The 17,784-nt window shown below is 51.1% G+C and carries 15 protein-coding genes; 6 read left to right on the forward strand and 9 right to left on the reverse strand.

Going from position 1 to position 17,784, the window contains the following annotated elements:
* From ABJM11_RS16570 to tnpA, 7 genes are all read right to left on the reverse strand, one after another.
* A partial coding sequence (locus ABJM11_RS16570; RefSeq protein ID WP_348296794.1) for a transposase occupies positions 1-430 on the reverse strand: 430 nt, incomplete at its 3' end.
* 197 nt (positions 431-627) lie between these two features.
* The gene (locus tag ABJM11_RS16575) at positions 628-2,019 is read right to left on the reverse strand and encodes a diguanylate cyclase domain-containing protein (protein ID WP_348296795.1); all 1,392 of its coding nucleotides are present in this window, start codon (positions 2,017-2,019) and stop codon (positions 628-630) included.
* Between the two features lie 227 nt (positions 2,020-2,246).
* Positions 2,247-3,428 carry an HDOD domain-containing protein gene (locus ABJM11_RS16580; protein ID WP_348296796.1) on the reverse strand — a complete coding sequence of 394 codons (1,182 nt, stop codon included), beginning with the start codon at positions 3,426-3,428 and terminating at the stop codon, positions 2,247-2,249.
* Positions 3,429-3,507: 79 nt separating this feature from the next.
* The gene (locus ABJM11_RS16585) at positions 3,508-4,548 is read right to left on the reverse strand and encodes an HDOD domain-containing protein (protein ID WP_348296797.1); all 1,041 of its coding nucleotides are present in this window, start codon (positions 4,546-4,548) and stop codon (positions 3,508-3,510) included.
* 396 nt (positions 4,549-4,944) lie between these two features.
* Entirely contained in the window at positions 4,945-6,501 is a 1,557-nt protein-coding gene (gene tnpC, locus ABJM11_RS16590) for an IS66 family transposase (protein WP_008173619.1), read from the reverse strand.
* Between the two features lie 75 nt (positions 6,502-6,576).
* Positions 6,577-6,912 (reverse strand): IS66 family insertion sequence element accessory protein TnpB, encoded by a 336-nt coding sequence (gene tnpB / locus ABJM11_RS16595; RefSeq protein ID WP_008173617.1) that lies wholly within the window; start codon positions 6,910-6,912, stop codon positions 6,577-6,579.
* Positions 6,909-7,274, reverse strand: coding sequence for an IS66-like element accessory protein TnpA (gene tnpA / locus ABJM11_RS16600; protein ID WP_008173615.1), 366 nt, complete (start codon positions 7,272-7,274; stop codon positions 6,909-6,911). Before tnpA ends, tnpB begins: the two co-directional genes overlap by 4 nt.
* A gap of 109 nt (positions 7,275-7,383) precedes the next feature.
* Here tnpA and ABJM11_RS16605 point away from each other — a divergent pair, with 109 nt between their 5' ends.
* Positions 7,384-7,743, forward strand: coding sequence for a hypothetical protein (locus ABJM11_RS16605; RefSeq protein ID WP_278349904.1), 360 nt, complete (start codon positions 7,384-7,386; stop codon positions 7,741-7,743).
* 142 nt (positions 7,744-7,885) lie between these two features.
* Complete coding sequence (locus ABJM11_RS16610) at positions 7,886-8,362, forward strand: hypothetical protein (protein WP_278349905.1); 477 nt, start codon at positions 7,886-7,888, stop codon at positions 8,360-8,362.
* A 73-nt stretch (positions 8,363-8,435) separates the two neighbouring features.
* Here the strand turns inward: ABJM11_RS16610 and ABJM11_RS16615 are convergent, their stop codons facing one another.
* Both ABJM11_RS16615 and ABJM11_RS22540 read right to left on the reverse strand, forming a co-directional pair.
* The gene (locus ABJM11_RS16615) at positions 8,436-9,062 is read right to left on the reverse strand and encodes a hypothetical protein (RefSeq protein ID WP_278349906.1); all 627 of its coding nucleotides are present in this window, start codon (positions 9,060-9,062) and stop codon (positions 8,436-8,438) included.
* A gap of 18 nt (positions 9,063-9,080) precedes the next feature.
* Positions 9,081-9,374, reverse strand: a complete 294-nt coding sequence (locus ABJM11_RS22540) for an MbcA/ParS/Xre antitoxin family protein (protein ID WP_114433456.1) — start codon at positions 9,372-9,374, stop codon at positions 9,081-9,083.
* A 584-nt stretch (positions 9,375-9,958) separates the two neighbouring features.
* On the opposite strand from ABJM11_RS22540, the gene ABJM11_RS16620 reads away from it, so the two are divergent.
* The 4 genes from ABJM11_RS16620 to ABJM11_RS16635 all read left to right on the forward strand — a co-directional run bounded on the left by ABJM11_RS16620 (position 9,959) and on the right by ABJM11_RS16635 (position 17,686).
* Positions 9,959-10,546 carry a DNA-binding protein gene (locus ABJM11_RS16620; RefSeq protein ID WP_278349907.1) on the forward strand — a complete coding sequence of 196 codons (588 nt, stop codon included), beginning with the start codon at positions 9,959-9,961 and terminating at the stop codon, positions 10,544-10,546.
* Positions 10,547-10,769: 223 nt separating this feature from the next.
* On the forward strand, positions 10,770-13,193 hold the full coding sequence (locus ABJM11_RS16625) for a class I SAM-dependent DNA methyltransferase (protein WP_348296798.1): 2,424 nt from the start codon (positions 10,770-10,772) through the stop codon (positions 13,191-13,193).
* 7 nt (positions 13,194-13,200) lie between these two features.
* Positions 13,201-14,508 carry a restriction endonuclease subunit S gene (locus ABJM11_RS16630; RefSeq protein WP_278349909.1) on the forward strand — a complete coding sequence of 436 codons (1,308 nt, stop codon included), beginning with the start codon at positions 13,201-13,203 and terminating at the stop codon, positions 14,506-14,508.
* 412 nt (positions 14,509-14,920) lie between these two features.
* Positions 14,921-17,686 (forward strand): type I restriction endonuclease subunit R, encoded by a 2,766-nt coding sequence (locus tag ABJM11_RS16635; RefSeq protein ID WP_348296799.1) that lies wholly within the window; start codon positions 14,921-14,923, stop codon positions 17,684-17,686.
* Positions 17,687-17,784: the final 98 nt, after the last annotated feature.

The following is a 17,784-nucleotide window of genomic DNA, read 5'->3' on the forward strand; positions in this document are numbered from 1 at the left end:
TGGAAGCATCCACAATGCTGCCTTCACGCAGCATCAAACCATTTTTCTCCAGGTGCTTGTTCACCTCTTTGAACAACACCTTGCCAAGGCCATGGCGCTCCAGGAAATGACGAAACTTGAGAATGGTGGTTTCGTCCGGCAATCGGTCCAGCTTCAGGCCGGCGAACTGGCGCATGGATTCGATCTCATACAATGCGTCTTCCATGGCAGGATCACTGAGGTTATAGAACAATTGCATGCAGTGGACTCGCAGCATGGTCGGCAGCGGATACGGTGGCCGGCCAGTCTGGCCCTTGGGGTAATATAGGGCTACCTTCTTCTCCAACTGCTTCCACGGAATCAGCTTGTCCATCCGTTCCAGAAAAATCTCGCGGCGGGTTTTACGCTTCTTGGTCTGGTACTCGGCTTCGGAGAAGGTGATCTGATCCATGGTGGCAACGAATCCTGTGCAGTTGACGATGACCGTATTATCGCTGATTTTGAGACTTATTCAGAGTCTCCCTAGAAATATGGGCGGCGGTTTTTTTGCGCCTCTTGTTTCGTTACCCTTCCCAAGATAAGCGCAAATTCTATACCTGTCAGCAATCGCCGTGTTAGAGCTGATTTCAAGACGTTTTCAGATTTGCACTAGCTGTAAAAGCGAAAGTCGTTCTTTTTCTCCCGTTTCACGGCATACATGGCCATGTCTGCCCGCTCTATCAGCGTTTCCGCCTCATCACCGTTTTCAGGGTACAGTGCAATCCCGATGCTGGTTCCGATAGAAATGCCAAGGTCGCAGCCCTCAAAACGAAAAGGGGCTTCGAGCGAGGTCAAAAGTTTGCGTGCGACCGTTGCGGCATCCTTTTTTTCATCAAGCGAGGGCAACAGAGCCATAAATTCATCACCACCATAGCGAGCAAGCGTATCCCCTTCTCGCAAACAATGTTTCAGACCGGATGCGACTTTCTGCAATAGTTGATCACCAATCCCATGCCCGTATGCATCGTTTATCGCCTTAAAATTGTCGAGGTCGATAAAAAACACAGCAAATTTTTTCCCATTACGCCTCGCCTGACTGACAGCCAGCCTAAGTCTGTCCATAAACAAGTTTCTATTAGGCAAATCGGTCAATGAATCGTGAGAAGCACGAAACTCCATTAATTCCAGTGTCTGTTTGCGCTCAGTTATGTCCCGGGCAATGCCCAAAAAAGGAGGATCCTCTGGAGAGAAGGTTGCTTGAGCTAGAGCGGGATTCACCTCAAGCGTAGAGGTCAGGATAATATCAAAGTTCTTGTAACCAACTCCTCCACTGTGGGTCTTAAGCTTGATCTCTTGGGTTATTGGCTCGTCCGCCTCGGCCCTCTCAAAGAACAGTGGAAGCTTCGCAATGTCATCTTCATGAACGAGCCGGGAAAGCGGTTGACCAATTAACTCCTCTGCGGGCAATCCTGTAAGGCTCTCTACTTTATGGTTCAGATATTCAAAGCACTTTCGCTCGTCCAGTAAAAAAACCAGCTCGGGAAGATGGTCAAGTGTGCGCCTGAAAAGCTCGCCTTTTAGCGGGTTAGACCAGTCCGTAGTCGCCCTCGAACGGCTTTGTCTTCGTTCCAAAACTTTGTCACCAACAGCCTGAATTAAATCATCGACATCGTAGGGTTTTTTTAGATAATCGCAGGCACCTAGTTTGAATGCTTGCCTTACGATGCGATAGTCGGAATGGCCGCTCATAATGATGACCTGAGAATCAATGCCGGTCTCTTTCAACCAAGCCATAATCTCTAAACCGCTCTTCCCCGGCATCCGGATATCCAACAAAATCAGATCATAGGCATTATCTTGCAGCTGCTGGCAGACGGCGTCGCCATCCATGGCCTCGTCCACCTCAAATCCTTTGTCACGCAGTATCGAGCATAAGCTTTCGAGCAAGCGCGGCTCATCGTCAGCAACAAGCAGCCGCCCCAAACGCTCTGACGCTCCGCTTGCGTCGGCGGAAAAAAGACGACCGTCATCACTGACGTTGTTTTTACTATGGGTCTGCAAGGTTCACACCAGTAATATCGAGCAAGCGATTTGATTCATCGAACCTAGGAATTATACCAAAATGTACATTTTTACGTCAGTAAAAGCGACTAATGTTTTCCTCTCTCACTTTTGGCCGTAGACATAAGCGACAAGCGTTCATAAATTGTGTGTTGTAGATTGCTGGGCACATCCATTCTGTTAATCCCCCAACGTAAGCGATTCGCCACAATTTCTGTATTTGCTTGCTACCGTTGCTCACAGCTATATTCATCCAACCCGAGTCGACTCAGAAGACGCAAACATTCTTCGCTTTTTCCCTCGCCAGCTGCTTTGAGCGCTGCTGTGCGCATCACGATCAGCGACTCGCGGGTGGCGGCCCGAGGAAGAATATGCACAGCCCCGATGAGTTCCCTGAGCGGGATTGGTAGATGCCATTGCACCTTCAGACGATTTCCAAAGGTAGGAGCCCAGGTCCCCAACCCACCTTCAATATGCTCTTCCGAAATGGAGCAGTTTTGGTCAATTGCCTCTTGCATCACCTTGAGCACTGCCAACTCACCAATGCGACTGAGCAGTGCAGCTACATGAATCTCCGCCGCGTTGATTTCAAGCCTCGCTGCAACCAGTTCGGCCTCGCGGGCCGTTTTTTCGGCGAGTTCAATAAACGCCTCGGCCCTCTCCGCAAGACGCGGGTCGCGCATGTGTCCGGATATATTCAACGACAATGCCATTGCTTGCCGGAGTGCCATATCGATCCCCAAGGTTGCAATGGCATCACGCAAATTACGGACGGGTTCACCGGTCTTTTTGAAAGATGCAGTGTTCGCGACATCCAGCAGACGAGATGTCAGCGCCATTTCGTCATTCCAGCGCTCGGCAAGCTGGGATGGATAGAGATCCTGACGACGTTCCATCAGTTTGATGACATCAGCCGTATTAATCTCGCAAGGAAGCTGGATGACCGTATCGACCGAGGATCGTAATCGTTGCTCCAGATCGATGGGTGACTGCTGCTCAAAAGCTTCCTGGTCAACCAGTGATTTCAGCCTTTCGTGAAGGAGCGACACATCGAAAGGTTTTACGATGTAGCTATTGATGCCGTGGTGTGCTGCCTGGCGCACAGATTTGCGATCCGAACGACTGGAAATCAAGACAACCGGTGTTTGTTTGTCATTTTCGCGAACGGCTCTTGCACAGGCCAGGCCCGACCCATCCGGTAGGCTCCAGCCAGTAATTATCAAGTCAGCACCGTTTTCTCTCCAATACGCCAAAGCGCTCTCCATAGCCCCCGTTACGAAAACAGTGCCACCCGAATACAGACCGCTAACAACTGTCTCCAGAAGGTCGGCCATCATTACGTCGTGTTCCAGAATTAGCGTCCTCAATGGAGGGCCCCTTTCAAGCCTGATAGAAAAAGGGACAGCCAATCAGATCCGTTTTCGCATACAGTGCAGCGGCCTGTCAGCAGCGTGAGACGTGGTGCCTGAAGAAAAGTCGTAGGGGTTATCAAGCCGGGCTCCCCTCTTTTTCAAGCATCCCCGCAATCGCGCCACGTATCCTGTCGAACTGCGGCTCTTCCAGCAGCAGAACTTGACGAAGTTCCTCTTCGGTCAGAGTGGGGAAATTGACGTGACGCAATACCTCGCGGGTACCCAGCATAATTCCATCGAAGAGCGGGGTAGAATACTGCATCGGCGTTGGACGCGTCGTTGCAGGCATACTGGCTTGGAAGCTAGAGGGTAAGCTCCACTTCTGGGCCACCAGTCGGGCGGTTGCCCAATCGAACTGGCTGAAAACCGCACGAAACAGACTGGGGGGCACCTCCTCTCGGTTGCAGCGGTCTTTGTAAAGCCTTTCCACTTCACGTCGAAGGGTGATGTAAGAGAGCGCCGGCAGTAAGCCCAATAGAAAGTGAGCACCGCTGTCCACACCTTTCGAGATGGCAACTGCTTCCGCTGATCTGGCGCATGTCATGCCCCACTGCCAGACTCGTTCACTGAACAGCGCTTCGGCATTGTCCCGCGCGGCCAGCATGGGTTGCATGATGGAAGCCGACACGACATTCCGAATACCTCTGTGCCCTAACAGAAAGACCGCCTGGTCTACCGACTCAATATGTTGATCTCCGGATCGGAAAAAGGGGCTGTTCGCGACCTGAAGAACCCGGTTGGTCAGTGCAGGGTCCTTCAAGATAATGCTAACCAGCTCCCGTCTGTCCGAGTTCTCCTTGGACAGGGCTTGCAACAGCTTGGGGAGAATCAGTGGCTGACGTGGCAACTCTTCCAGTTTGCCAGAGCTTATTCTGATTTCCAGTTGGGCAACAATGGCGCTTGCGTGCTCGTCGATTTTCTCTGGTTGGTCGGGCTCCACGCTCAAGAGCCAGGAGAGCAAGCTTTCTTGCAAACTTGCCGAGATCTCGTCTACGGCCAAGAAAACCGGGTCGTTCGTCTCATTATCGGCATGACCCAGTTGGGAGGTAGTAGCGCACTGTGATTTTTTCGTCGAGGATCCGAAGAATCCCCTGACCCATTGAAGAGTGCGTCGCATCCATGACCCCTTTTCTACGATAAAAAAGACCGTCTTCAGAAAACATGACGATCTGACAGATCCTGACGTTGGAGTATCCCTGACTCTCGAGACGCCCTCTCGCTTCGCTGTTATGAGCATAAACGAAGTGCAATGCCACTGCTGCAAAACAAACACTTAACAGTTAGTTTCAATTCATTTAATCGAGAGTATTACGAACAGTTTAATGTTTCAAAAAAAATGAGACAGAGTTCACTGTTTGTTGTCTTCTACTTGATCTAGTGGGTGAGTTAGACGGTGGTTTGTCTTGTGGGATTATCCGAAATTACGCTCAATCAAAAACGGCCAATTCCGCATGATAGAGCCTTTAGAGAGGAATCAAACAATCCAACATAAGGGGCCGGCCATTGCGACTTATCAGGGTATGCAAGGCTTCCAGTTGTGGGGCAATAGCTCGTTGATGGCGTTGTTTTTCTGCGTCGGCAGCCGAGTCAGAACATCCTTTAGATAGGCATAGGGATCGTGCCCGTTCAGCTTCGCGGACTGGATCAGCGTCATGACCGCAGCTGCCCGTTGACCACTGCGCAGTGATCCCGCGAACAGCCAGTTGGAACGACCCAGCGCCCAGGGTCGGATCTGGTTTTCCACCCAGTTGTTGTCGATGGGCACAGCGCCATCGTCCAGGTAGCGCGTCAGCGCTGCCCAACGTTTGAGGCTGTAATCCAACGCTTTGGCCGTGCCGGAGCCATCTGGCACCTTCTGGCGATGCGCCAGCATCCACTGATGCAGTGCGTCAGCCAGTGGTTTGGCTCTGGTTTGCCGGATTTCCCGTCGCTTATCCGGCGGCAGGTCTTTGGATTCTCGCTCGATCTCGTAAAGCCCGCCGATGTATTCCAGGGCCTTGGCTGCCAACTCGCTCTTGTTGGCTTCGTGCAGGTCGTAGAACTTGCGCCGGGCGTGGGCCATACAACCGATTTCGGTGATGCCATTACCGAACCCGGCTTTGTAGCCAGCGTAGTCGTCACAGACCAGCTTGCCCTGCCAGTCACCCAGGAAGTTCCGGGCGTATTCGCCCGCACGGCTGGGCGCGAAGTCATAAACAGTGGCTTTGAGATCCGAGAACGGCGTGGTGCAGTAGGCCCAGACGTAGGCTTTGTGAGTCTTTTTCTTGCCCGGAGCCAGCATGCTGACCGGCGTTTCATCGGCATGCAGAACGCTGTGCTCCAACAGGGCATTTCTCAGTGCATCCACCAGGGGCTGCAACTGCACACCGCAGGCACCCACCCATTCGGCCAGGGTGGAGCGCGGGATTTCTAATCCGGCACGGCCGAAGATGCGTTCCTGGCGGTACAGCGGCAGATGGTCGGCGTACTTGGCCACCAGCACCTGGGCCAGCAGACCGGCGGTGGGGATGCCCTTGTCGATCACCTGCGCTGGAACCGGTGCCTGGATCAAGGTCTCGCATTCTTTGCAGGCCCACTTTCCCCGGATGTGGCGCTCCACCGTAAACTCACCCGGGACATAATCCAGCTTTTCACTGATGTCTTCACCGATGCGCTTGAGCTGGCAGCCACAACGGCACTGGGTATTTTCAGGCTCGTGGTGGATCAGGGTGCGGGGCAGTTCCGGTGGCAGCGGGGTGCGCTTGGGCTGCTGCTTTGGCCGAGCGGCTTTCTGCTCCTCGGTCATCGCCTGGTCCAGCTCGGCTTCGATGGCGGCCAGGTCGCTGTCGATCAGTTCGTCCAGCAGTTTCCCCTGAACCGCATCGAGTTGTTCACTACGACGGGCGTACTTGTGACGCTTGAGGATGGCTACTTCGTGGGTCAGCTTCTCGATGATGGCATTGCTGCGTACCAGCTCCCGCTCCTTCCGGCCCAAGGTTTGATCCTTGGCATCCAGAGAGTCCATCAGTTCCGTCGCCAGGGCACGGAGCTGATCGGCAGAGAGATGGTTGATATCGGGGCGCTGAGTCATGTCCCATAGTATGCCAAGCCCTTGTGCTGCAAGCGATTCGCAGTTCTGGCTATGGCGAAATTACTGCACTTGTGGTTACAGGATGGAGATGACGCCGCCGGCCCCTAGGCGCTGCCAGGGCAGGCCCTCAACCAGGGCGAATAACTGTTCCTCGGTCAGGCGCAGTTGGTCACCGCGCCAGGCTTCGCCCCAATGGAACTTGCCGCGGTTCAGCCGGCGGGCACACAGCCAGATGCCCAGGCCATCGTGGATCAGAACCTTCATCCGGTTGCCCCGTTTGTTGGCGAACAGGTAGGCGCAATGGGGCCTGGCAGAACCGAACACCTGAATAACCCGGGCCAGGGCCTTGTCGGGCCCGGCCCGCATATCCAGCGGTTCGGTAGCCAGCCAGATCTCGTCAATGCGGATCATCCCAGCAGGTCCCGTAACAGCGCAGCACACTGGTGCGCCTGCTCCGCAGGCCACTCCACCACGACCGAGCCACCGGCGCGGGGAATCTTGATGCGGATGGTGCTACGCTTGTCTGGAACTGATTGGTTGCTCGGTGCAGAGGTTGCCGCTGGGAGAGCGACCGACACAAATCCCGATCTTTTCGGCGCTCGTCGCGCTTCATTAATCCAGCGCCGAACCATGTTGGTGTTGAGCCCATTCTCCAAAGAAATCCGGGAAACAGAAGCTCCGGGTTCTAGGCACTCAGCAACGATGTCGGCTTTAAACTCAGGAGAAAAGCGGCGACGCTTCTGATAGGGCTTGGTTGCGCTTACGTTGTTCATGTTAAGTGTCCACTAGAAAATAAGTGGACACTATCCTGACGGCAGCAGCGCCAGGATCAAGATGGGATCACCAGACGGTTACCGTCAAACAGCATAGATGGGAGCTGTCATGGTCGACACGATCATTAAGGACTGGTTTCTAATAATTTGGCACTACAAAGATCGAGTGATCGGTAAAAGCCTGTATGGCACCGTGGTGCAAGATACCAAAGATCGCTTCCCTTCCGGCGCAGAGTGCAAATCAAGCGCCATTGAAGCGGAAATTACTGCCCCCGGCGCTGATAGTCGGGTTTTTCAGACTCAGAATAGCCGGTGGGAATGTGTCGGCGATGGCCGTGAAATCCATGAGCCTCACACGGCGATTCCTTTCTTTAATCAAGGTGTCCGCCCTCCCTACATTGACGTCTTGGAGTCTGTCGCTGCGCTCGAAGCGGAGGGATATACCGTAGTCGATAGCGAACCAAAGTAATAGCTCTCGGTACACAGGCCAAATTTTTCCGAACTCTGGATCGGACTAATGCGGAGTTAGTGATCTGCCCCCCCCGTCAAACGACAAAGCAAATTTGATGAAATAGAATTCTGAAATTTAATACAGATAGGGAACTCTTCTGATGCCGATTATTAGCCTCCATCAGGCCCACTTTATCCTCCGCTCTGCGCTCTTGAGCGACTGGATGAATAATCCCTTTGAAGGAGTTGAAGGACGTACTCCGAACGAAGTCATCGAGAGTGAGGGTGTGAAGCCAATCATTAAACGGATCTCGGAAATCCTGCACATCGATCCCGAAAATCCGATACTAGAAGAGCTATCAGCCCCGTTTCCGTTAGAGCTAGACCGAGAGCGAGATAATGATGAATTGGTCTTCGAGGCTTTAATTGGTCGCCTCGGACGCCTTATGGCGAGATCGTGGTATGAGCAGTCACTGAATGTTTTTCAGGGGCGGACGGCAAAAGAGGTCTTGAGGATCGAAGGGGGTGAAGAAGTTGTAGTTGATCAGATTAGGCGGCTTGCAATCGACCTATTGGCCAAACCCACCTGTGTGCCCGGAGAATACGGGGTACGATATGAATATGAGGCTCTCAACTAGCGAAAAGGGAAGTTTGTCAGTGTGCTGACCCTGACCCCGGTTTAGTACCGCTCATTATCAGAAAAATCCGGCTTCATACCCTTAGCCACGTGAGCATGGCAGTCTTTATTCCTCCAGGCAGATATTCGCTCTCGTTGATCCACTGCCGTATCAGATCAAAATCGACCTCATGATCGATATCATGGGCTTGGAGATTCGGCACTGGCTGAGCTAACACGGCATAGTGGTGTAACAAATCGAATACCGCTCGTTCGTATGACGCAGCATGAGTTGCCTCCGGAGTGTCCGGTGCATGGCGGCGCAGTTCGTTAGTCGCGTCATACACGCCTCTGTTGCCGAGTAAGTGGGTTGTATCCATGATCGAATCACCGGACCAAGTCCAATTTTCCCATAGGTGTAGATAGGTGCTGTGCCAACAGGGAGCTGTGCGACCTTTCATGTTGAGGTTAAGAGCTGTGAGCCCTGTTAGGTATCGCTTGGCAGCCCGTCGCCGGTTGGCCGGCAAAAATCGTCCCTGGGCGAAAAGCTGCTGCCAAACTTGAGACTGATCTTCGGGCCTTATCCCGCGCCTGATGCGGTCATTGACGCGCTCAGCCTCGATTTTCTTGAGTTCGCGTATTTCCTCAAGTGTCAGCCTTTCACCAGGGGGTTTTTGTTCGAGCCTTTTTCTTATCGCTTTACTATGCCGGTCATCAGCCATATCGGCGGATCATCTCTCTTAGGCGTTGTAGACGTGATAGCGAAGGTACTGCGCTACCCTCTCGATATCACCGGAAACCATTGCGTCAAGTGGCCGACGCCCTTCAAACGCTCTGTTTGGCCTTGCTGGCCACTGACTAGCGCGATCTTTGTCACCCTCGTAAATCGCGTAGAGAGAATCGTAAATTGAAAGTACGGCTAGGACGTTCTCGTTCTTATCCAGCAACTCCTCTCTCATATGAGACTCCAGCCCCCATGACTCAAGTATTCGGGAGGCGAAATCGCGTCGTGAGTTTTGGCTTGCGGCGTCCATGGCATACCTGCTGTGGCGTTTGTTATTCTTTAGTATAACAAATGCCTACTCTACGGTAGCCGTTGTTGGCGCTGCGGGGACTCAAGTGAGTCATGCTGGTTGGTCCGTCAGTTTCTCCCAATTAGATTTATTGTAATCAGCAATGGCCGTACTCTCTGATTTCGTTTGTGAGCACAGTTAATGAGAGGGATAGTTTTGGAGAGTAAATCTGATTTTGGGAGGGTTAATAAAGCCGTGTTTACAGGCAAACAAAGCGGTGCGAGCGAGTAATGGCGGGGCCTGTGTAGATTTACTCAGATCTCCTGCTAAGCCTCCAAAGCTGGTTTATTTGGCGTTGTGCGTTTTTTTAGCGTCCATGTCTGAAAATCCACCAATGATGTTAATGACCCATCTTTGGAACTCACTCAGCCCACAAACAATGCGAGTTGAAAGGGTCTGAAACTACCAGGGGGACATTGCGGCTAGTCTAGCTTCCCAGGTCATAGGTAACGGAATAACTTACTTTCTTACTTTCTTACTTTCTTTTGTTTTTCCGAAGTTTCGATTAGAGTTGCATATTCAAAGCACTTCACGGGGCAACAGTTATGCGTCCAGCCGTTCACACAGACGAAGAGATTATCGAAGCGGGCAAGCGAATCCAGGACCAAGACAGGAAGGTTACGGGCTACGGGCTTCGCAATGAACTGGGTGGTGGTGATCAGAAGCGCCTCCTCGCCGTTTGGAAAAACTTTACATCCCATGATGTTGAGGAATCCATACCGGACACGGAACTACCGGCAGAGCTTGAGGAGTCGTTAAACAGTGCCAGCAAAACGCTTCTCAACCATCTCCGCTCGATGGCTCTCCAGATTCACCAAGCGGCCACCAAAGTGGCAGAGAGACAGGTTGCTGAGATCACTCGACAATACAAAGAGCTTGAAGAGCAGACCGATGCAGAATTGAAGGATGCCGCTATCATCATTGAGAAACGAGAATCCGAGATAGTCGATCTCAAGTACAACCTCGCGATAACGGAGGAAAAACTGGATTCTGCCCGTCGTGATGCTGAACAGCACGAGAAAAAAGCTTTTCAACTTCAAACCAAGCTCGACGAAATGAAAGGCATGGAGAGCTTGATAGCACGCATGGAGGCCCTTGAAGCGAGAGTGCAAGATAAGAAGCCTGGCACGTGACATGGCAGAGGAAATGCAACGCTCACACATCGTTTGGCGACTGAGCAATGGGAAGTACACGGGCTAAGACCAAATTCAGTCAGCTTTCGGTCGCCCGATAAATTCTTTTTGATCCGCGAAATAGAAGATCTGGCCATGCTGTTGAGAAGTTTTGACAGCATGAATAGGCGACGGCAATTTGCTTCGCAAACCGAATAAAGAGTAGTAGGTAACAGGACACAGAATGGACCACAGCGTACACAACAAACTTGTCTCATTTATCTGGAACATCGCCGATGACTGCCTACGCGACGTATACGTCCGAGGAAAATACCGTGACGTTATCTTGCCGATGGTTGTATTGCGCCGACTGGACACTTTGCTGGAGCCCACCAAGGATGCTGTACTGGAGGAGGTGCGCTTCCAGAAGGAAGAGATGCATGCCACTGAGTTGGACGAAGAGCCACTTAAAGAAGCTTCTGGCTACGTGTTCTACAACGTCTCTAAATGGACCCTTCGGAGCCTGTACAGCACCGCTACCAACAATCGTCAGATCTTGCTGGCCAACTTCGAAGAATACCTAAATGGCTTCAGTACCAACGTTCTTGAAATCATCGAGCGGTTTGAGCTGAAGAGTAAAATCCAGCATATGGCCAATAAAGATGTGTTGCTGGATGTGGTAGAAAAGTTCGTCTCCCCGAAGATCAATCTTACACCCTCAGATGCGTTTGATCCTGATGGCTACAAACTGCCAGCCCTATCCAACCTCGGCATGGGCTATGTGTTCGAAGAGCTGATTAGAAAGTTCAACGAAGAAAACAACGAAGAGGCCGGTGAGCATTTCACTCCGCGAGAGGTGATCGAGCTGATGACACACCTGGTCTTCGATCCCGTCAAGGATAACCTCCCGCTTACCCTCACTGTCTACGACCCAGCGTGCGGCAGCGGCGGAATGCTCACCGAATCCCAGAACTTCATCGAAGAGAAATATCCCTCAGACAATCGGGACATTTATCTCTACGGCAAGGAAATCAACGACGAAACCTACGCCATCTGTAAATCCGACATGATGATCAAGGGCAACAACCCGGAAAACATCAAGGTCGGCTCCACTCTGTCTACCGATGAGTTCGCCTCCAATCGCTTCGATTTTATGCTTTCCAATCCCCCCTATGGAAAGAGCTGGGCCTCGGAGCAGAAGCACATCAAGGAGGGCAGTGAAGTCATCGACCCGCGCTTCAAGATTACGCTGAAGGACTACTGGGGCAATTTCGAAGACTGTGACGCCACCCCGCGCTCTAGCGATGGCCAGTTGCTGTTCCTGATGGAAATGGCCAGCAAGATGAAAGACCCTGCCGGTGGCTCTAGAGGCAGTCGTATCGCCTCGGTTCACAACGGCTCAAGTTTGTTTACCGGCGATGCTGGTAGCGGGGAAAGCAATATCCGCCGCTACCTGATCGAAAACGACTGGCTGGAAGCCATCGTCCAGCTGCCCAACAACCTGTTCTACAACACCGGCATCACCACCTATATCTGGGTGCTGAATAACAATAAGCCGGAGGATCGACGCGGCAAGGTGCAGTTGATTGATGCCAGCCTGTTGTACCGGAAGTTGCGCAAGAACCTGGGCAACAAGAACTGCGAGTTCGCCCCAGAGCACATCCAGGAAATCACGCGCACCTATCTGGAGTGCACGGCCGTCGAACGTCAGCTGGATGACAGTAATGATCCTGTTGGGATCGCAAGCCAGGTATTCCGCAATGAAGACTTCGGCTACCACAAAGTCATCATAGAGCGGCCAGATCGCCGCAAGGCCCAGTTCTCGGAGGAGCGCATTGCGGGATTACGCTTCGATAAACAGGTCAGCGAGGTCATGGAGCATCTCTATGCTGAACATGGCGACAAGGTCTATGACAAGACCGGTCATGGCAAGGACAACAAACAAAGCTTCCTGAAAAGCATCGAAAACCCAGTTATGGAATGGTGTGAAGACAACGACATTAGCCTGAACGCTAAGGCAAAGGCCAAGCTGCTGGACGTGAAGCGTTGGGAGAGCCTCAAGGCGTTGTATGAAATTGCTCGTGACCTGATGGGCATTATCGGCGAGGGCGAGTTCAGCGACTTCAACCAATTCAAGGCTCAAGTCGATGACGAACTCAAAGTCCGAAAAGTTAAGCTCTCTGTCACTGAGAAGAACGCCATCCTCAATGCGGTCAGCTGGTACGACGGATCGGCTGAAAAGGTGGTGAAGAAAGTCGTTAAGCTAACTGGCGACAAGTTGGATGAACTGCTGGATCGTTATGATTGTACCCAAGAGCTGTTGCCAGACTATGGCCTTTATCCCACTGGCAAGAGCAATGAGTTCATCACTTACGAATCCAGCTCTGACCTTCGCGATAGTGAGTCCATCCCCCTGCTAACGGACGGCGAGCAGCAAGGTATCCATCAGTACTTCCTAGAGGAAGTGAAGCCCTATGTGACAGAAGCTTGGATCAATCTGGATTCCACCAAAATCGGCTATGAAATCAGCTTCAATAAATACTTTTATCGCCACAAGCCTCTGCGCTCTCTGGAAGAGGTGGCGCAGGACATCATAGGTCTGGAGCAGAAGGCTGAGGGCCTGATTGCGCAGATCCTGGGTGTGGAGATTGAGCGGGTGCAGGGGTGATATCGGCATGGTGAGTATCGCTAAATTACCTAAGTATGAGGCCTACAGAGACTCGGGTGTTGATTGGTTGGGTGATGTTCCTGCTCATTGGAATGACTTCCCCCTATGTGCGAAATCTGAGCTGAAATCCATATCAGGCAAGGAGGATGAGGAGCTTTTATCTGTTTATTTGGATAGAGGAGTTATTAAGTTTGATGACGTCGATGCAAAGCGGACTAATGCAACAAGTACGGATTTAAGTAAGTATCAATTGGTCGAGCCCGGCGATTTTGTCCTAAACAATCAGCAAGCATGGCGGGGTTCTGTCGGGGTATCGGCCTATCGAGGAATAGTTAGTCCAGCATATTTGATTCTTTCCATATCAAAGGACATATGCCCGAAATATGGAAATTATCTGTTTAGGGATGGGGTAATGGTGGCTAACTACTTGGTGAGTTCTAAGGGGGTTGGCACTATCCAGAGAAACCTCTATTGGCCTCAGTTAAAGCGGGCCCGTATTTTTTTGCCTGCGCTGTCTGAGCAAGAGCTAATTGCTGACTTTCTCGACAAAAAAACCACCCAAATCGACGAAGCCATTGCTATCAAAGAGCAACAGATCGCCCTGCTGAAAGAGCGCAAGCAAATCATCATCCAAAAAGCCGTCACCCAGGGGCTTGATCCCAATGTACCGCTGAAAGACTCCGGCGTGGGTTGGATTGGCAAGCTTCCGGCGCATTGGGAGGTTCGCAGAAGTAAATTCCTGTTTACTCAGCGAAAAGAGAGAGCGTGGAAAGATGATGTTCAGCTCTCAGCTACTCAAGCATATGGAGTCATTCCGCAGGACCGATACGAAGAATTGACGGGGTACCGTGTAGTAAAAATCCAATTTCACTTGGACAAGCGAAAGCACGTGGAGAAAGATGACTTCGTTATTAGCATGAGAAGCTTCCAGGGAGGCTTGGAGCGAGCTTGGGCGCGAGGTTGTATTCGATCCTCCTATGTCGTTCTTCGGCCACTGGAGGAAATTGATCCAGCGTTCTATGGATACTTATTAAAGTTGCCTGCGTACATTGCAGCTTTGCAACAGACAGCAAGTTTTATTCGAGATGGGCAAGATTTGAATTTTGATAACTTTTCGAAGGTTGATTTATTTATTCCTCCTGTTGATGAACAACGTGAAATTGCGAACTATATCAGTGCATTCATGGCATCGTCAGATAGAGGAATCGATCTGTTGCTTGCTCAAATTGAGAAACTCAAAGAATACAAAACCACTCTGATCAACAGCGCAGTGACAGGCAAAATCAAAGTCACCCCTGAAATGGTTGAGGCTTAGTCAAGGATGACTGTACAGGTCGCCACATGCAGCGCAGCCCAGTTATTCTCAGATTGTCTACTAGCGGATGATGCGTCACCAACGGACGGTGCTGTAAGTGCTGATGGCCGACTGGTGAGAGGAGAGCTGACGACTCCGGAATACCAGCGCCCCCTACCGCTCATTGAAGCTGAAAGCCATTTTTGACCTTCATAGCGAGGCCGGTGGTTATTGGCGAGAGGAAGAGATAGCGAAACATCAGCGAGGGATGCTGGAAGTGCTGAGAAAGCACCACAGCCGATGAACCGGGGCATGTCATTTCCCAGATATTTTGGTAGCGTCATCCAAGAGAGCTGGCAAAGATCTATTTGATGGCAGTTTAATTGGGCGTCACTTGTAGAAGCTTATAAAGCAATAGGGATAGGATTTTTTTGTGGTCAGCAACACGAAAGAGCAGGCGCTGGAAGCAGCTATAGAGCAAGCATTAACTGGGCTGACAACGGAAGCAATTAAGGCTGCCGGTGGTCCAGATAAAATACCTGCTGATGATCTAGTGGCCAACAATGGCTTCGAGCGGGGTCTGCCGACGGATTTTAATGCCCAGTACGCCCTTGATGAAAAACTTTTCTGGCGCTTTCTGGAGCAGACTCAGAAGCCCGAGCTGACCAAGCTTCAAAAACACAATCCTGTCGATTGGCAGCGCAAACTCCTTGAGCGCTATGATCGCCTGGTGAAAAAGCATGGCATTCTGCATCTGCTCAAGAAAGGACTGCCAGTGGATGATGCCCACTTTCACCTGATGTATCCCGCACCTCTAGCGAGCAGCAGTGAGAAGGTAAAGCAAAATTTCGCCTCCAACATCTTCAGTTGCATGCGACAGGTGCGCTATTCACTGGCCAATCCGCTTCAGGAAATCGACATTGTGTTGTTCCTGAATGGTGTTCCCTTGGTAACGATGGAACTGAAAAATGCCTGGACCGGCCAAACCGCACGCTATCACGGCCAGAAGCAGTATCGGGAAGATCGCGATGTCAGTCAGCCGCTTCTAAACTTTGGGCGCTGTCTTGTACACATGGCTGTGGATACCGATGAAGTCTACATGACTACTAAATTGGCCGGGAAGGCTACTTACTTTTTGCCGTTCAACAAGGGGCATAACCACGGTAAAGGTAACCCTCCCAATCCCAATGGCCACAAAACATCGTATCTGTGGGAAGAGGTGTTCACCAAAGACAGTATTGCCAACATCATTCAGCACTTTGTGAGGCTTGATGGAAGCAGTAAAGATCCTCTGCGCAAGCGAACTCTTTTCTTTCCCCGCTTCCACCAGTTGGATGTGGTCCGAAAGTTGGTTGATCATGCATCAAGGCAAGGAGTGGGGCATACCTATCTGATCCAGCACTCGGCGGGGTCCGGCAAGTCCAACTCTATTACCTGGGCAGCGTACCAGCTCATAGAAACCTATCCCGTCTCAGTAGAAGTGGCCGGTGGGAAAAGTATCGAGCAGCCTCTGTTTGATTCGGTAATCGTGGTAACTGATCGCAGGCTATTAGACAAACAGCTGCGGGAAAACATCAAGGAGTTTTCTGAGGTTAAAAATATCGTTGCCCCTGCGTTTAAATCCGCAGAGCTAAAGAACGCCCTGGAGAGTGGAAAAAAGATCATTATCACTACTATCCAGAAGTTCCCTTTTATCGTGGATGGTATTGAGGATCTGAGTGACAAGCGCTTTGCGGTAATCATCGATGAAGCACACAGCTCTCAGTCAGGCTCTGCCCACGACAATATGAACAGGGCGATGGGGCAACAAGATGAGGAAGAAGACGACCAAGATAAGATCCTCAAAGCCATGAAATCTCGCAAGATGCGAGGTAATGCCTCTTATCTGGCTTTTACCGCAACCCCAAAAAATAACACTCTGGAAAAATTTGGTGAAAAGCAGGGCGACGGTTCGTTCCAACCTTTCCACCTGTATTCCATGAAGCAAGCCATTGAGGAGGGGTTTATCCTCGACGTGCTCGCCAATTACACCACATACAAAAGCTATTACGAAATCGAAAAATCCATCGCGGAGAATCCGGAGTTTGATACCAAAAAGGCCCAGAAGAAGCTGCGTGCCTATGTAGAGCGTAGCCAGCAGACTATTGATACCAAAGCGGAGATCATGCTGGAGCATTTTATACCCCAAGTGGTAAACGCCAAGAAGCTGAACGGCAAAGCGAAAGGTATGGTGGTGACGCAGAATATTGAAACGGCCCTTCGTTACTACAAAGCAATCACTCGCATACTGGCGGCCAGAGGCAATCCGTTCAAAGTACTCATCGCCTTCTCGGGAGCGAAGGAAGTCGATGGTATTGAATATACCGAGGCGGAGGTTAACGGCTTTTCGGAAGCTGATACGAAAGACAAATTCGACACCGATGAATACCGCTTGTTGGTCGTGGCCAATAAGTACTTAACCGGCTTCGACCAGCCCAAGCTCTCTGCGATGTATGTCGATAAAAAACTGACATCAGTGCAGTGTGTACAGACCTTGTCTCGCCTGAATCGATCTGCACCCAAGCTCGGTAAAAAAACGGAAGACCTGTTTATTCTGGATTTCTTCAACTCAACTGATGATGTGAAAAAGGCGTTTGATCCGTTCTATACGGCGACGTCGTTGTCTCAGGCTACGGACATCAATGTACTTCACGACTTGAAAGACGCTTTGGACGATGTAGGCGTTTATGAGTGGCATGAAGTTGAGGACTTCGTGAAGCGTTACTTCAAAAACGAAGATGCACAAACACTCAGCCCGATCATCGATGTGGCTGCTGAACGTTTTGAACATGAGCTAGATCTGGAAGATGACGCAAAGGTAGATTTTAAGATCAAGGCAAAACAGTACGTAAAGATCTATGGTCAGATGGCGTCGATCATGCCCTATGAAATCCTTGCCTGGGAAAAATTGTTCTGGTTCCTGAAGTTCCTGATACCGAAGCTGAAAGTAAAGGATCCTGACGCAGATACCGTTGATGAACTCTTAGAATCTGTCGATCTCAGTTCATACGGTCTGCAACGGGTAAAGCTCAACCAAACCATCAAGCTGGATGAGGCGGATACTGAACTGGATCCGCAAAACCCCAATCCCCGTGGAGCCCATGGTGGGGACACAGACCCCCTCTGTCAGCCTAGTTGTCCAGTAGGCGGTTTCGCCTGAATTTAATAATCCAGGGGCGGCATGGGAGCATTCATGCCACGCTATTCCGAAGAACGAAAAGCCGCAGTGTTGAAGAAGCTATTACCTCCGCAGAATCG

Origin of the sequence: Marinobacter sp. (assembly GCF_039977835.1) — a bacterium.
Classification (GTDB): Bacteria; Pseudomonadota; Gammaproteobacteria; order Pseudomonadales; family Oleiphilaceae; genus Marinobacter.

Coding starts and splice junctions, on each gene's coding strand:
- ABJM11_RS22540 (WP_114433456.1), bottom strand. CDS start 9,374: ATGGACGCCGCAAGCCAAAACTCACGACGCGATTTCGCCTCCCGAATA.
- tnpA (WP_008173615.1), bottom strand. CDS start 7,274: ATGAACAACGTAAGCGCAACCAAGCCCTATCAGAAGCGTCGCCGCTTT.
- ABJM11_RS16625 (WP_348296798.1), top strand. CDS start 10,770: ATGGACCACAGCGTACACAACAAACTTGTCTCATTTATCTGGAACATC.
- ABJM11_RS16615 (WP_278349906.1), bottom strand. CDS start 9,062: ATGGCTGATGACCGGCATAGTAAAGCGATAAGAAAAAGGCTCGAACAA.
- tnpC (WP_008173619.1), bottom strand. CDS start 6,501: ATGACTCAGCGCCCCGATATCAACCATCTCTCTGCCGATCAGCTCCGT.
- ABJM11_RS16605 (WP_278349904.1), top strand. CDS start 7,384: ATGGTCGACACGATCATTAAGGACTGGTTTCTAATAATTTGGCACTAC.
- ABJM11_RS16630 (WP_278349909.1), top strand. CDS start 13,201: ATGGTGAGTATCGCTAAATTACCTAAGTATGAGGCCTACAGAGACTCG.
- ABJM11_RS16585 (WP_348296797.1), bottom strand. CDS start 4,548: ATGCGACGCACTCTTCAATGGGTCAGGGGATTCTTCGGATCCTCGACG.
- tnpB (WP_008173617.1), bottom strand. CDS start 6,912: ATGATCCGCATTGACGAGATCTGGCTGGCTACCGAACCGCTGGATATG.
- ABJM11_RS16610 (WP_278349905.1), top strand. CDS start 7,886: ATGCCGATTATTAGCCTCCATCAGGCCCACTTTATCCTCCGCTCTGCG.
- ABJM11_RS16620 (WP_278349907.1), top strand. CDS start 9,959: ATGCGTCCAGCCGTTCACACAGACGAAGAGATTATCGAAGCGGGCAAG.